Source organism: Streptomyces sp. NPDC048461 (genome assembly GCF_055587105.1).
The window spans coordinates 1-13,466 of record NZ_JBVJGW010000046.1; the positions used below are offsets into that span (position 1 = coordinate 1).

Consider the following 13,466-nt stretch of genomic DNA (forward strand, 5'->3'; position numbering starts at 1 on the left):
GCCCGACCCCCGGGTTTGTACAGCAGTTTCCTAATCACAAAAACCACACCCGCTGGAGGGGGGGGGGGTTTCCCCCCGGGCAGCGGCGGGGTCCGGGGCGCAATCCCCCCCACCGGGGGCGTAATCCCCACCAGCCTGGTCGGAATTCCGACCAGAGCGTTCCTGGGCCCGCGCGGCGTCTCGCTCGGCGGCCTCGGAGGCGGCTCGGGTGGCCTCCGGACGGATGGACGAGAGCTTCTCTTCCGTGTTGGGCCACCGGGGCGCGTAGCCGTTCTGAGGCTGGTCGTGGATCTTGATCCGCAGCGGGCGGCCTTGGGCCTTACCGGCGGAGGACGTGGTGATCGGCTTGCCCTCAGGAGTCGTGATCAGTCCCACGGCCGACAGGTGGCGCAGCAGCTCACGAATCCGGGTGAGGCTGGAGGGCTTGCCGTTCGGGCCGGGGATGAGCTGGCACAGCTCGGAGAGGGTGAGCACCCGCACCGGGTTCTTGACGGCCTTGGTCTCGAACACCAGGGACCGCAGGATCAGGTACCCGCGAACGTCAGGGTCCCGAAGGTCATCGCACAGGGCGATCCAGTCGCGGACGTAGGTGCCGTAGAACGGGTTGTGGTCCGGGCCATACAGGCCTACGTGCTGGTCCGTGGTGTCCGACGCGCTCATCGGGCACCCCCGACACTCAGCAGGCCGGCACGCTTGGCGGCCATGCGGCTCAGGGCGGTGAAGATCAGCGGGACGGGTACGCGGGCAAGGCGGTAGGGCCCTGGTGTGGCCTGGAGGAAATGCAGGTCAGACACGGGAAAAGTCTCCCCTGGTGGGGAGCCGTGGACGGCGGTGTGACCAGATAGGGCCCAGAGATGGTGGCCTCTGGAGGAGAGGCTGCTTATTCTGGGTATAGGTGACCACGCAGGCCTTCGGGCCTCCGGGCATCACCCCCGGCGAGGTCACCTCACCGGACACGACTCAGAAGCTTGCAGGCTGGGTGAGTCGGTTGCTGTATCGAGGCCGCTCCTGTTGGCGCAGGGGCGGCCTCAAGCATGTCTAGGTGATAACGCCGGGGTGCTGCTGCGCCAAGCCCTGTAGAAACCGGCTGTAGGCCTGACGGCGCACGCCGCTGGGCTCTGCGAATCCGGTTTCCCAGCGCGCGACCTGCACACGTCCCACGCCGAGCGCTTCAGCTACCTGAGCCTGAGTGAGTCCTGCCGCGCGGCGGAGCTGCCCCCGGGCGCCTGTGGCTGGAAGCCAGGTTGTCCGCGACAGCAGCAGCTCCACTGCTTCCAGCGGATTATGAGCGGTCGTCATGGTTCACCCCCAACATCGATTAGGGAAAAGATACACACCAGCTACGAGGTTTTGGGTCGGATGAGGGCGTGTCTGCTCAGGTGTCTCCGTCAAGAGTCGGCGCCTGGTAGTAGTCGCCTGTTGCCGGCGTTACCGGCCACTGGGCGGAAGTGCCGCGCGGCAGCGGATAGCCAACGGCGAAGACACCGGCGGACATGCGGATGTCCTGGACCTCCACGACTCGGTCGGGTTGAAGCTGCGTTGGTGGTAGGGACGTGATCCGGAGAGCGCGCAGCAGCGGCACTCCTGCCAACGGCATCCTCAGCGTTGCGGCCTCTTCAGGCGAGGGCATGCGCGCAGAGATCTCCTCGCGCCACTGGAGAGGCTGTCCCGACCACTCTTCCAGCCGATCGTAGGTGCCCCCAATGCCTGTGCTCCCGGTCAGTTGTGGGAGTTCTTCGGCCACCCAGGGAGCCATCCAGCTATCGGCCAGCTGCCGATGCGCCTCAAGGTCCGGATCTCCGATGATCCGGCGACGAGCTGTCAGGCGCATGCCTGACTCGACTTCGAGAATGTCGGCGATGTCTGCCGGTACGGGCAGTTGGTCGACCTTAGTGAGGTCGCCGTCCGGGTGGGGCAGCGGGCGCCAGTGCTGTGATTCTGGCCCGCTGAAGTAGCCGAGGGCGTCTCGCTCGATCTGGCGGGTTCGTACGGCGAGAAGGATTCGATCCGGGTGTTCGCGCACGTAGACGCCGGCTCGACGCCGGGACTCGATGAGCCCCTCCCTTGTCAGGAGCGCGTAGGCCTTGCGGACGGTGATGTCGCTGCACCCGTACTCCTCGGCTACGTGGCGCATGTGCGGCAGCGCGGACCCCGGCGCGTACCCCTCCTCGCCCGCCACGATCCGTGCACGCAGGTCACGAGCGATCTCTTCGTACCTAGCCGCCATCGTCCGGTCCCTCCGCTAATCACCCCAACGAGATTTAACGTATACGTCAATCTTGCGTAGGGTCATCTCTAACGTATACGTTATCTCATGTCAGCCAGTGCGGCCCCTGGTTGGAGCCAGGGGCCGCACGGTGTCCTCCGCGTTGGAGCGCGAAGGGCATGAGATTGCCCGGCGTTGAAGCGCCGGACTGGCTGTCGGACCTACCCGTGCATCGTGTAGAGAGGCCGACTTCGTGATGGTTGCAGAAGTGGGGCGCTGGTGGCGCCGTAGGTGGGGTGCATGCGTCGCGGAGGTGCGGACGCGGACGGTGTTACCACCTCGATGCTGCATTGCCGGACAGGGGGCGACTGCCCCGGAGATGCCCGGGGAGTTGGCCCTGGGCGGGGACGAACTGCGAATGCGTGCCAGCCTCCGGGCGCTGGGGGTAGAGCTGTGAGCCGGGCGGGCGGGGTTCCCCCGCTCCCGTCGGGGTGGACCGCGGCGCAGCCAGCTGACTGGCTGGACCGGCTGTGGGAGTACGAGGACTTGGCTCCCGCTCCGGTGGTGCGCAGGGAGCGGTCGGGTGGTGCGGCCTGCGTGGGCGTGTCCCCGCAGGTGTTCTACCCGGAGCCGTGGGAGCTGACGGCCGGTACGGCCGTGCCCTCGGAGGCGGAGCGTGCGGCGCTGGAGTTCTGCGGCCGGTGCCCGGTCCGTGACTGGTGCCTGGAGCGGGACCTGATCGATTCCTCCACCCCGTCGAAGATCATCGGGGTGCGGGGCGGGTTGCGACAGGGGGACCGGCGGGCGCTGCACGTGAAGGCGTTCGGCAAGCGGACCCGGAACGGGGTGCGGCCGTGACGGCGCCGATCGAGCCCACGGCCGTGATCAGCCCGGGGGACCACGGCAGCGGCCACATCCCGCCCGATCCGCCGGACGCGCCGCCGGACTGGTGGCTCAACCGCGGCCAGGAGCAGCCGGCGGGGGGCGTCATCGAGCAGCACTACGTGCGCGAGACGGTCTACGTCGAGCACCACTACGTCGAGGCGGCGCCCGCGGCCGTAGAGCCGGAGCAGGAGCCGGAGGCGCGCTGGTTCTACCACCGCAATCCCCGTGTGCGGTTCACCGCGTTCAACCTGTCGGCCGGGATGGTCGGGTACTCCCTGCTTGGCGGGCTCGGCGGGACCCCGTACGGCGGAGCTGCTTACCTCGCGCAGGTTGCCGCCGAGCCGGTGCCCGCGTCGGTCACCCTCGTGACCGGCGCGGCCGCCCTGATCGGGTGGCAGCTCGGCAAGATCTTCCGCGGGGTGGGCGGGTGCTTCGCGGCCCTGATGTCCCCGGCCGCGGCCGCCGGGTGCGCGATGTGGGGGCAGGGGACCGAGTCCCTGCTGCGCCCGCTGTTCGAGGACGCGGGCCAGTGGCCCGGGCTGCTCGCCCCGTTCGTCCTCGTGACCGGGGCCGGCGCGGCGTGCTGGTACCTGATCGAGCGGCCCGTCCGCTCCCGCGGGTGGGTCCTGCCGGCCCGTTGGGTCGCCCGCATCCCGCTGGCCGGGGTTGTCCTCTCCTCCCTCCTCTACACCTCCTGGATCGCCACATGAGCACTCAGCAGCAGATCGCCGTCGACACCGTGCTCGCGGCCGGCCCCATCCTCGGGCAGATCGGCGTGCCCGGACTCGCTGCCGCATCGGGTCTCTACCTGTTCTTCGGCCTGCGCGGAGCCAAGCGGGCCAAGCTCACCCGGGACAAGGCCGCGAACCTCGGCGCCGTGTTCGGCGCCCTGGCCGTCGCGGCCGGCGGAACCATCGGGCAGGCCGTGAGCGGCGTCGGGACGGTGCCCACGAGCGTGTTCCAGGGGGTCGGCGCATCGATGGGGGGCGGCGACTTCGGACTCGCCGCCGCCGCGCTCGGCATCGGGATCTGCACGTACGTGCCTGACTGGAACAAGCTCGGCGTCCCGGCGTTCGGCGGGATCTCCCTCGGCGCGAGCGCCGCCGGAATCGGCGGGCTGTGGCTCATCGCGAACAACATCGTGATGATGGCCGCGAATGCCCTGGGGGCGATGTGAGCGCCGGCGGGGTCGAGTCCGCGGCCGCCGTCCTGCGCGGGTCCGGCGGGGTCGCCCGGTTGTGGTGGACGGGTTCGCTCGTCCTGGGCCGCTGGGTCTGCAAGTGCGTCTGGCAGGGGTTCGGCGGGGCGTGGCGCCTGTTGAGGATCGACCCGGAGGCGACCCGCGCCGCGCAGGCCCGGGCCGACAAGGGGGCCACGGCCCGGGCCCGGGCCAAGCTCTCGAAAGAGGACAAAGCCGCAATCTCGGCAGGGGAGATGCCCCCGCCCGAGGGGGTCAAGGCCGACCGGGTGGAACCGGTCCTGCGCCCGGCTGCGGATGCGCTCATGATCGGCGCGGTGGGTGCGATGGTCGCGGCCGGCGGGCTTGGCGCCGCCGCGGGCGCGGTGTGGCCGTACGTGCAGCTGGTCGGCCCGTGGCGCGGCTACGTGCTCACCGCGGGGGTCGCGGTGTGGAGCGCGGCGGCGTGGATGCTGGCCTCCGCCGCGGTCGAGGACGACGGCCAGGAGCAGGAGGCCGCCGAGGACGCCGAGGCGCCGGCCGAGGGCTCCGAGGATGCCGAGGGGGCCGGGCCGGCGCCCGACCGGGGGACGGCGCTGCTGCTGCACGTGCTGACGGCGCTGTCCGATGCGGAGTTCTCCAAGCGCAAGGGGGTGCACCTGGATGCGGTGCTGTCCTCTGCGGTGGCCTCCGGGCTGCTCGCGGAGGGGACCGAGGTAGCCGACCTGCGGGGGTGGGTGGAGTCCACCGGCCTGCCCAGCGTCGACAAGTTGGGCATGCGGATCGAAGGCCAGCCGACGACCCGCGTGGGCCTGCGTGTGGACGCGGTGACGGAGGCGTTGGGCATGAGCCCCACGGCCTGGCTGAACGCCCGCTCTGACGCCCGTGTGGCACCTCCGGGGGAGGCCCCGGTAGAGGCCTTCGCGGCGCCCGTTCCGGCGGTCGGGGAGGGCGCCTCCGAGGCGGCCCCCGGCACCCCCGCAATCACCCCCGCCAGCGCCCCCGTTCCGGCCCCTGCCCCGGCCGCCCTGCGGCTGATTCCCGGGGGGTTGCTGGACCCCGGGCAGGCTCCTTCCCCGGCCCCCTCCCAAGGCCAGGCCCAGGGAGCCCGTTAGACCGGCCTATCGGCCGTGTGACCTGCGGTTCTATCAGGCGCCTAACAGGCCCTAACCAGGCCCCTGACGCCCTTCCCTGACACCCCGAACGCCGACCCCCGAGAGGGGCCGGGAGCGCACAAAACAAGACACCCCGAGGCGGCCGACTTCTTGGCAGATGGGCGGCCGCCCCGGGGGACCCCAATCCCGTTTTCACGGAACAGGAGTTCCCATCATGGCACTTTTCCGAAAGTCGATCAGTCAGTCCGAACTCGGCGGAGGGCAGTCCGATGCCGACCGGGCGCGCCACGGCAAGTCCTACTCCGCCGAGACCGGCGGCTGGACGCAGCCGGTCAAGGACCAGCCGAAGGCCGGCACCGGCACCACGGACCAGGACTCCTCCGGCGCCCGGAAGTGGTGGAACTGATGGCCCGCCACACGGCGCCGATGTGCCACGGCCGGCCCATGAAGCGGGACGACAAGACCCGGCAGTACGTCTGCCAGCGCTGCGGCGGCTGGACCACACGGCTGCTGGCCCTGCGCGGCGGCCCGCGGTGAGGCGGCGGCTGTGGGGCGTGATCGCCCACCTGTGGCAGTGCGCGAAGTGCGGGGCCTGGGTCGAGACACCGACCTGGGGCACCTACTGCGGGGCCTGCTGATGGCCGCCCCCGTACTGGCGCAGCCCACCCCGCACGAGCGGGACGGACGGACCGAAGCGCAGCCGCCGCCGGCGCGGCCCCATCCCACCCCGGACGACTGATCCCGACCGGCCTTCGTCGCGGAAGTGCACCCCGGGCACCATGGGGCATCGCCACTGCGGCATCACCAGCACCACCCGGGCGGGGCTACGGCCCCGCCCGGTCCACCGCCCAGGACACTTCGGCAAGGAGAGGCATGACGACCACGATTGAGCCCGGGACCGTACCGGCTCAGAGCCCCGGTTCGGCACCCGGGAGCACCATTTCGGCACCCGCCCCGGCGGTTTCGGCGGCGGCCGCCCCCGTTGCGGCGGCCGGACACCCGGTTTCGGCGGCCGGTTCGCAGGGGCTGGCCGGGTGGCTGGACGGGGCGGACCACGCCGCCGCCGAGCCGGCCGCCGAGGACACCGAGGGCACCCCGCAGGGAAGCCGGCGGCTCCGGATCTGCCTCGGGCTGGCGTTCCTGCTGGGCGGTGTGGCGGTCGGTCTGATCGGCTTCTACCTCTCGTTCAACAACCTCAGCACGGCCGCACACGAGCGGTTCGGGTTCGACCCCGGGGCCGATTCGGTGCTGTTCGCCGTCGGGGTGGACGGCACGATCATGGTGTGCCTGATCGGTGACCTGATGTTCGCCGCGTTCGGCCGCTCGTACTGGCTGCTGCGGCCCGTTGCCCACGCGTTCACCGCGCTGACCATCGTCCTCAACGCCATCGCGCACGGCTCGGTACTGACCAACCTGGACAAGGCCTTGCCCCACGCGGCCATGCCGGTCGTGTTCGTGGTCCTGGTCGAGGCGGGCCGGCACCACCTGGTGACCGAAGCCGCCCTGGAGATGGGGATCGGCCGCGACCCCATCCCGTGGCACCGCTGGATGATGCACCCCATCCGCACCGCCTCGATCTTCCGCACCATGGCGACGTGGGGCTTCGGATATTCCACGGTCCGCACGCAGCGCCGTGAACTGGCCGTATACGAGGTGTGGCTTGCGCACCGCGGGGAGATTGAGCAGGGGCTGGCCGCGGGCAAGGTGGGCGTTCTGGACCGTCTGCCGGTGCTGCTCGCCCCGCACGGAGTGACCGTAGAGCAGGCCCTCGCCCTGCCGGCCCGGATGAAGCGCGCCGAGCAGCAGCGCACGCAGAACGCTGAACGCGAGGCCCGTGAACTGGCCGCCGACGCTGCCCGCCACGCGCGGGAACTGGAGCACCAGGCCGCCTTGGAGAAGCAGGCCGCCGAGGCCGAGCGCCTGGAGGCCGCCGGTGAACTCGCGCAGCTCCGCGCCCGGGTCGCCGGAGCGGAAAAGGTGGCCGAGGCCGAGGCGGACGGCGCCACCGCCACCGCCGAACTCACCGCCCGCAAGGCACTGGCAGCCGCGCAGCGCGCCGCCACGATCGAGGAGCGCCGAGCCGCCGAAGAGGAGGCCGCCGAAGAGTCGGAGCGGGCCGCCGCAGCGAAGCGGCAGGCCGCCGAACACGAGCAGCGCACCGCCGAAGCGGCTGCGAAGGCCGCCGAAGCAAGGGCCGCCGAGGAGCGCGCGACGGCCGCGGCAGAGGCCGAGACGGCCAAGGCGCAGGCCGCCGCTCGGCGCACCGCCGAAGAGCTCGCACGGGCCGCCGAACTGCGCCGCCGGGCGGCCGCAGACGACCGGCGCACCGCCGAGGACCGGCAGCTGGCCGACGCAGCGAACGAGAGGGCTGCCGCAGCGCGGGCGCGAGCGGCGCAGTCCGAGGCGCTGGCGGACATGAGCGTCCCGCAGATCAAGACCCGGATTGCGGCGCGGCTGCTGCTGGCCCACCCCCAGGCGGACGGCGCCCAGATCGCCGCCGCCCTCGGCGGGGCGTCCCCGTCGACCGCCAGCACCTACAGGAAGACCGCGGAGGAACTGATCAGCCGCGGCTACAACCCCGAGACCGGGTTCGACCCGGACATCCCCCAGCAGTGAGAGGAGCACGACCGTGCCGACGTTCGGAAAAACGGGACAGTGCACCGCCCCGGCGGTGTGGCTGATCGAGGGCTACAGGAATGACGGCCAGGACGAGGACGGCATGAGTCTCGACCGCACCGTGTACGCATGCGAGCAGCACCGGGAAACGGCCGAAGGCGGTTGGCTGCGGGGCCTCGCCCCGGAGACGCTCCCGGCCCGGGGACGGCTCCACTGGTGCGGGACGTTCACCGACTACGACCCGGAGGCCGGTGGGTGACCGGCCAGCACGACACAGAGCGGGGCCCGTGGCGCTGGAATCGCCACGGGCCCCGCCCCGTTGGTCTACCGTACGGCCCATCATGAGGTGCTGCTAATAGGCCTTGTGGTCCTGCGGCCGCCCCTGGACGCTCTGGTCGGGGCCGGTGCGTCAGTCCTTGGAGAGGGCCTGACGGACCAGGCCCGCGAAGCCGGAGAGGGTGCTGTCGTCTTCGAGTTCGCCCAGAAGGGCGGTCAGTCACCGCAGCAGCTTGGATCGCCGGCGCCCACCGGGCTTGCAAGTTCATCATCGCCGGCGTGCTCTCCGCGTAGACCGTCGCATAGACGCCGTGGTTGCAGATCACCACCATGAACTCCGGATCGGTCTCCAGACCCCCAACGCGGTGGTAAATCTCCAGCCACAGAGGAGTGAGATCCGTTTGGGACAGGGTGCCCCACTCCGAGTAGCCGGCCTTCTTGAGTGCTTCCTCATGGTCTGTGATGTGCGCGAAGCGGGCGAGCGGATCAGACGCGAGCTCGACCCACTGATCGGCGGTGGTCAGCATGAAGGGGTTCTTCTTCGTCATGACCCCTACGGTGTCGCATCGGTAAGGCCAGGCGCCCCTCTTTCGAGAACACCCCGAATCCGCCACGGTGCGCTACCGCACTGTTGGTGTCCTACAGCGCGGGTCCGGCATGGGTCCCGCATGCCGGACCCAGGGGCCCCGAGGTGCTTGGCCTGGGGGGCCGCCGCGGGCAAAAAACGAGTGTCAGAAAATTCTGACACTCCAGGTTCGGCGTCCGTCCGCGGGCGGCCGAGGGTTACGCTGCGGGCCGTACACCATGGAATTTTGAGAGAGGGCGGGCATGGCAGGTAAGCGCGTAGCGTCGTACAGCGAGAAGGGCGGGGTGGGGAAAAGCGCGCTGGCCGGAGGTCTGGCAGCGGTAGCCCGCCGCCGCGCTCAGGCTGGTTTGCTCGGATCTGTCTTCGCGGCGGACCTGGACCCCCGCGGCACCTTCACCGCTGAACTCGGCCTCGACCCCGATGCACTGCCGTGCAGCCTCAACGACCTTCTCGCCCTTGACCCCAAGGGCGAGAAGGGGCTGGCGGCCGATGTCTTGCTGGAAGCCTCCGAGGCCTGGTCGGGCATCCAGGTACTGGCCGCGGAACGGCCCCTCGCCCACCGTGAGACGGACCAGTCCACCGGGATCGAGTTCCGGCTGAGGAACGGCCTGGACGGAGTCGTGAAGGACGACGACCTGGCGGTGATAGACCTTCCGCCCCGCGCGGGCGGCAAGCTGGTCGTGGCGGGACTTACCGCCGCCACCCACGTCGTCATCCCGGCCACGCTCGACGAGGACGGCCGGATCGGCGCCCGTGAAGCACTCGACACGATCCGGCAGGTACAGGAGACCTACAACCCCGGCCTGAACGTGGTCGGGATCGTGCCCAGCATCGTGGCCGGGGGCAAGAGCACCCTCGGGGACGCCATCGGGAAGTTCCTCGCGGACACCTACGGACCGCTGTACCGCGACGACCTCGCCATCCCCCGCTACTCAGTCCGGCAGCAGACCCGCTTCGCCAAGGTCCCCATCACCACGCAGACAGGCAAGGAAGCAACTGCCCTCATGAAGGCGTACGACGACATCCTTACCGCCGCGGGGGTGGCCGAGTGAGCAAGAGGAACCTCGTCGCGCAGGGAGTCGAAAGCCTGAAGGCCGAGACCGCCCAGCGCGTAAGCCGGATCCCCCGCGCAGCCGACGCCAACCGGGACCCGGCCCTGCCTCACCAGGTGCAGCCGACCGCGGCGCCCGCCCTCGCGCCTTCCCTGGTGCCCACCCCGTTCGCGATGTCCACCCTGGAGGGAATGGACCACGCGAAGCAGGTAGAGACCCTGGAAGCGGCCTACTGGGACGCCGACGGGGCCGAAGTCCGCAGCTTCCAACTCGCCAAAATGAGAGGCAGCGTCCTCAAAGGAGAACTGCTGCAACTCCTCCTCGACCGGCGCGCACATGAGCACCGCGGCCTGACCGTGGGGGACTACGCCGAGTCGCTGGGGGTCAAGCGGCAGTACGTGTACGACCTCATCGGCGCCGCCCAGGACATCCGGGCGCTGGCCCCACTCATCGAGGAGACCGCCACCCCCGTGGTGGCCTCCCAGGCCGCCGTCCTCGCCCCGCTGTACAAGGCAGACCCGGAAGCGGCCGGCCTGGTCCTCCAGGCCGCCAAGGACACGGGCAAGCTGTCGGCTGCGACTTTGACCGAGGCGGCGCGCGACCTGGGGCTTCTACCCCGAGCACTTGGGACCCCCGTCCCCAAGCCGCCGGCCCCCGCACCGGCTTCGTCCGCTGACGCGGCTGGCCGGCTGGCCTTCGCCGACGCCTACAGGGTGCTCGCGCCGAAGCGTGTCGAGCAGCTGGTCCAGGAAGACCCGGCCGCTGTCCTAGAACAGGCCGAGGCCATTGAGGCGGAGCTCACCAAGGTGCAGCGCCGCGTAGAGGCAGCGAAGAAGATGGCCCGTCGAGCTATCGGCGCCGAGGCCTGACCCTCACGTGACAGCGGGGGACCCCACACGTTGTGCCTTACGTGTCCCCTGCTGTCGTGCTGGACCTCCGGCGTACACCGGATGGGTCATCCGAACTCCTGCGCCCTCTAGTCCATGACACCCAGCATGGCGCGTGCCCGACCGATGAAGGAACTCAGGGCTACCTCGTGAGCCGTTTCCAGGCTGGCACGTTGAGAAGCAAGCTCAGGCATCAGACAGTCCACGATCAAGGCAGCGCGTTCAGCCGGTTCGAGTTCAGGGATCAGACAGAGGGTTTGGGAAACATCCCGGTACTGGGGCGGCAGGTGGCCGTCCCCTGCGGCCTCGCAGGAAGCGCGAAGGCCGGACAATGCGGAATTTGCCCGGGCAACATTCGTCAGGTTGTCGATGCGGTTCAGATGCGCCTGTGCTCGTGCGGCGTCGGAGCGCTTATCGGCCAACTCGGCGAGGTCCTGCGCAGTGTGCACCACCTGATCAGCGGCAGCGGCCAGGGCAGCAGGTGCGACGAGTTCGATGATGCCTTGGGCATGGACGAAGTCGCTGTGAGCCTGGTCAACCGCGCTGGGGTCCGGCTGACCATAGGACCTGTTTACGGCTCGGGTGTACTCACGGACGGTCCGCAGCAGGCCGGTGACCGCAGCGGACCGTTGATCGCGAAGGGCCGTGTGGTGGGCTGCTTCGGCTGCGCGGTCGGCTTGTTCTCGGACTGCGCCGAGAGTGGCGGCAGCTGCCGTTTCGGCAGCCTCTTTAGCAGCCCTGGCTTGTGCGATGCCAGCGCCGGCCTGGATTTTCGCACCTATCCAGGTGCCTACGAGGGCAGCCAGCACTGGGACGAGAACGAGCAATGTCGTCTGGTGGGCCTTAAGAAAATCGATCACTGATCGATCCTGCCGCCTGCTGCGTCGTTGCGTACGGGATTTCTAACCAAGCTCAGAGTTGGCAAGGTCGGGTGAGGTTCCGCCAGCCATCGCGCCGCTGCTTGGCCCGGTGCTGTTCCGCGACTCCCGTGCCTGCGCGAGGAGAAGAGGCGCGCCCGGTCAAGGCACACCCGTAAGTAGCGCTTGCGGCCTCGATTGACAGAGCATCGACAGCTGTGACCTGAGCGTGCTCGCAACCACCCCTTTTCCGCACCTCCGCCACCATGTGATGTGCGTCACTGTGGGGCTACTCCGTTTGGGTGAAGGCGGAACTTCCTCGGGGATCGTCCAGCTCTCTGACACTCGATGGAAACGGGCTGGTGGGGGATTGCGTGACAGCGTGGTTCGACGTCAAGCCGGCTCGGCACGACAGCCTTGAACAAAAGGAAATACCGCATCCCACCTGGGGTTTGACGGGCTATCGGACGTTCGTTCCTGGCCGTATAGACCTTGGTGCTGCGTAAGATTCGACCCGTTCGGCACCGTGAGCGAGCTGGGTCGGCCGGGGTCTGTGGACCGTTGGCCCCGACCAGGCCAGCCCAGTCGCAAGCGGTCCGGATAGGGGATCAGATGTCCCGAGACACCACCGACTCCGCGCCTGGCGAACCGGGGGACCCGCAAGGGCCCGGGGAGCAGCCGGAGGAGGGTCCCGGGGCGGACCACTCGCAGCGTTGGAAGAACGTCGCGGCCGGGGGGATTCAGCTCGTTCTGAGTAGCCTCGCGGACGATGTCGCTGACTGGCTCATCTGGGCTGGCCAGCAGGGTGTCGACTTCGTTGGCGCCTTTCTGTAAAACGCGCGACGCCCCCTGGGCCGTGAACCCAGGGAGCGTCTAGAGCGATCCTGCTCCTACGGTGGCTCCCGCTGCGTCCTATCCCGGAGTGGCGGGAGCTTCCGTGTTCCTCCCAATCACCACTGGGGCCGGGAGGAGTTTGGATGTGAGCCTTGGCCGCGCTTCGGCTGCTCGGCGTTAGTGGGCAGCCACTAGCAACCCCAGGATGCCATCCATGGTTGCAATGTGTACACCATGTCCACATGGCTCAATGGCTCGATGGTTAACCATTTGAATGGCTGGGGAGTTGTGGGCGCCGGCGGAGCAAGGGAAGCCCGGGCTGGGGCCCGGAGGCCGACGATGATCAGGGCCGTGACGCGCAGCACTGAATACCCGCTGCCAGCGTGGCTCTAGGCGGCCGCTGACGCCCGACAGGAGCGCGTCCCCGCAGCACCGGAGTGGCCGGGTGGGCGCCCCGTCCGGCCCCGAGGGCCAGCCCCCGGCCGTTACCCTCTTCGACGCGGCGTACGACGGCTCACGTCGGAGTACGCGGGCGTGGTCAGGGGTGGTCCGCAGGACCGGGAGCAGCGCGCGACGTGCGGTTTTCCGGGTGCCCGCCCCCGGCCATGAGCACAGGACGTAGCGTCGTCGTACCGGATCCACCGCAGTCACACGAGGGGCGAGTTATGAGCCGCAGGACCCTGACCGGCGACGAGTTCGACGTGGTGCTGAGCGCCGCCTCCCCGATCCTGCGGCCGAGGGGGGTCGGGTCCGCCGTGGTCGCAGAAGTGTCGGCCGCGGTGCTTGCGGCGGTCGGCATCCTCACCCCGGCGCCTGACCCCGACCCGGACACCTGCACCGCGTTTTTTGCGGATCCGGCCGGTGACTGGTGGCAGTGCGGTGAAGAGCCCGGCCACGGCACCGACCACGACAATGGCGAATGGGCATGGAGCGACAGCGACCCCGACGCGCTGCCCGCCCGCGTTCAGCAATAGC

General features: G+C 69.8%; 17 protein-coding genes. 13 read left to right on the forward strand and 4 right to left on the reverse strand.

Annotation, left to right across the window (positions count from 1 at the left end):
• Positions 1-30 precede the first annotated feature (30 nt).
• From ACZ6S8_RS37715 to ACZ6S8_RS37730, 4 genes are all read right to left on the reverse strand, one after another.
• Positions 31-660, reverse strand: a complete 630-nt coding sequence (locus ACZ6S8_RS37715; protein WP_469462670.1) for a hypothetical protein — start codon at positions 658-660, stop codon at positions 31-33.
• Positions 657-794: a hypothetical protein gene (locus ACZ6S8_RS37720; protein WP_469462671.1), complete on the reverse strand. Its 138-nt coding sequence runs from the start codon at positions 792-794 to the stop codon at positions 657-659. The genes ACZ6S8_RS37715 and ACZ6S8_RS37720 overlap by 4 nt, the downstream gene beginning before the upstream one ends.
• A gap of 244 nt (positions 795-1,038) precedes the next feature.
• Positions 1,039-1,299 carry a helix-turn-helix domain-containing protein gene (locus ACZ6S8_RS37725; RefSeq protein WP_469462673.1) on the reverse strand — a complete coding sequence of 87 codons (261 nt, stop codon included), beginning with the start codon at positions 1,297-1,299 and terminating at the stop codon, positions 1,039-1,041.
• Between the two features lie 76 nt (positions 1,300-1,375).
• Positions 1,376-2,227, reverse strand: coding sequence for a GntR family transcriptional regulator (locus tag ACZ6S8_RS37730; RefSeq protein WP_469462675.1), 852 nt, complete (start codon positions 2,225-2,227; stop codon positions 1,376-1,378).
• A 432-nt stretch (positions 2,228-2,659) separates the two neighbouring features.
• Between ACZ6S8_RS37730 and ACZ6S8_RS37735 the strand changes: the two genes are divergently transcribed.
• The 13 genes from ACZ6S8_RS37735 to ACZ6S8_RS37795 all read left to right on the forward strand — a co-directional run bounded on the left by ACZ6S8_RS37735 (position 2,660) and on the right by ACZ6S8_RS37795 (position 13,465).
• The gene (locus ACZ6S8_RS37735) at positions 2,660-3,064 is read left to right on the forward strand and encodes a WhiB family transcriptional regulator (RefSeq protein ID WP_469462677.1); all 405 of its coding nucleotides are present in this window, start codon (positions 2,660-2,662) and stop codon (positions 3,062-3,064) included.
• On the forward strand, positions 3,061-3,801 hold the full coding sequence (locus ACZ6S8_RS37740) for a hypothetical protein (RefSeq protein WP_469462678.1): 741 nt from the start codon (positions 3,061-3,063) through the stop codon (positions 3,799-3,801). The genes ACZ6S8_RS37735 and ACZ6S8_RS37740 overlap by 4 nt, the downstream gene beginning before the upstream one ends.
• Positions 3,798-4,268: a hypothetical protein gene (locus ACZ6S8_RS37745; protein ID WP_469462681.1), complete on the forward strand. Its 471-nt coding sequence runs from the start codon at positions 3,798-3,800 to the stop codon at positions 4,266-4,268. Before ACZ6S8_RS37740 ends, ACZ6S8_RS37745 begins: the two co-directional genes overlap by 4 nt.
• Positions 4,265-5,383, forward strand: a complete 1,119-nt coding sequence (locus ACZ6S8_RS37750) for a hypothetical protein (RefSeq protein ID WP_469462682.1) — start codon at positions 4,265-4,267, stop codon at positions 5,381-5,383. Before ACZ6S8_RS37745 ends, ACZ6S8_RS37750 begins: the two co-directional genes overlap by 4 nt.
• Positions 5,384-5,597: 214 nt before the next feature.
• Positions 5,598-5,789 (forward strand): hypothetical protein, encoded by a 192-nt coding sequence (locus ACZ6S8_RS37755; protein ID WP_469462684.1) that lies wholly within the window; start codon positions 5,598-5,600, stop codon positions 5,787-5,789.
• The gene (locus ACZ6S8_RS37760) at positions 5,789-5,920 is read left to right on the forward strand and encodes a hypothetical protein (RefSeq protein WP_469462686.1); all 132 of its coding nucleotides are present in this window, start codon (positions 5,789-5,791) and stop codon (positions 5,918-5,920) included. Before ACZ6S8_RS37755 ends, ACZ6S8_RS37760 begins: the two co-directional genes overlap by 1 nt.
• A 31-nt stretch (positions 5,921-5,951) precedes the next feature.
• Positions 5,952-6,122: a hypothetical protein gene (locus ACZ6S8_RS37765; protein ID WP_469462689.1), complete on the forward strand. Its 171-nt coding sequence runs from the start codon at positions 5,952-5,954 to the stop codon at positions 6,120-6,122.
• A gap of 134 nt (positions 6,123-6,256) precedes the next feature.
• Complete coding sequence (locus ACZ6S8_RS37770) at positions 6,257-7,999, forward strand: DUF2637 domain-containing protein (RefSeq protein ID WP_469462690.1); 1,743 nt, start codon at positions 6,257-6,259, stop codon at positions 7,997-7,999.
• Between the two features lie 13 nt (positions 8,000-8,012).
• The gene (locus tag ACZ6S8_RS37775; protein ID WP_469462692.1) at positions 8,013-8,258 is read left to right on the forward strand and encodes a hypothetical protein; all 246 of its coding nucleotides are present in this window, start codon (positions 8,013-8,015) and stop codon (positions 8,256-8,258) included.
• Positions 8,259-9,103: 845 nt separating this feature from the next.
• Positions 9,104-9,913, forward strand: coding sequence for a ParA family protein (locus tag ACZ6S8_RS37780; protein WP_469462694.1), 810 nt, complete (start codon positions 9,104-9,106; stop codon positions 9,911-9,913).
• Positions 9,910-10,782 carry a hypothetical protein gene (locus ACZ6S8_RS37785; protein WP_469462696.1) on the forward strand — a complete coding sequence of 291 codons (873 nt, stop codon included), beginning with the start codon at positions 9,910-9,912 and terminating at the stop codon, positions 10,780-10,782. Before ACZ6S8_RS37780 ends, ACZ6S8_RS37785 begins: the two co-directional genes overlap by 4 nt.
• A 167-nt stretch (positions 10,783-10,949) precedes the next feature.
• Positions 10,950-11,663: a hypothetical protein gene (locus ACZ6S8_RS37790; protein ID WP_469462697.1), complete on the forward strand. Its 714-nt coding sequence runs from the start codon at positions 10,950-10,952 to the stop codon at positions 11,661-11,663.
• A gap of 1,493 nt (positions 11,664-13,156) precedes the next feature.
• Positions 13,157-13,465, forward strand: a complete 309-nt coding sequence (locus tag ACZ6S8_RS37795; RefSeq protein ID WP_469462699.1) for a hypothetical protein — start codon at positions 13,157-13,159, stop codon at positions 13,463-13,465.
• The last annotated feature ends 1 nt before the right edge of the window (position 13,466 follow it).

Excerpts from the sequence above, each read along its gene's own strand:
- ACZ6S8_RS37715 (WP_469462670.1), bottom strand. The coding sequence starts at position 660 with ATGAGCGCGTCGGACACCACGGACCAGCACGTAGGCCTGTATGGCCCG.
- ACZ6S8_RS37725 (WP_469462673.1), bottom strand. The coding sequence starts at position 1,299 with ATGACGACCGCTCATAATCCGCTGGAAGCAGTGGAGCTGCTGCTGTCG.
- ACZ6S8_RS37730 (WP_469462675.1), bottom strand. The coding sequence starts at position 2,227 with ATGGCGGCTAGGTACGAAGAGATCGCTCGTGACCTGCGTGCACGGATC.
- ACZ6S8_RS37745 (WP_469462681.1), top strand. The coding sequence starts at position 3,798 with ATGAGCACTCAGCAGCAGATCGCCGTCGACACCGTGCTCGCGGCCGGC.
- ACZ6S8_RS37755 (WP_469462684.1), top strand. The coding sequence starts at position 5,598 with ATGGCACTTTTCCGAAAGTCGATCAGTCAGTCCGAACTCGGCGGAGGG.
- ACZ6S8_RS37760 (WP_469462686.1), top strand. The coding sequence starts at position 5,789 with ATGGCCCGCCACACGGCGCCGATGTGCCACGGCCGGCCCATGAAGCGG.
- ACZ6S8_RS37770 (WP_469462690.1), top strand. The coding sequence starts at position 6,257 with ATGACGACCACGATTGAGCCCGGGACCGTACCGGCTCAGAGCCCCGGT.
- ACZ6S8_RS37780 (WP_469462694.1), top strand. The coding sequence starts at position 9,104 with ATGGCAGGTAAGCGCGTAGCGTCGTACAGCGAGAAGGGCGGGGTGGGG.
- ACZ6S8_RS37795 (WP_469462699.1), top strand. The coding sequence starts at position 13,157 with ATGAGCCGCAGGACCCTGACCGGCGACGAGTTCGACGTGGTGCTGAGC.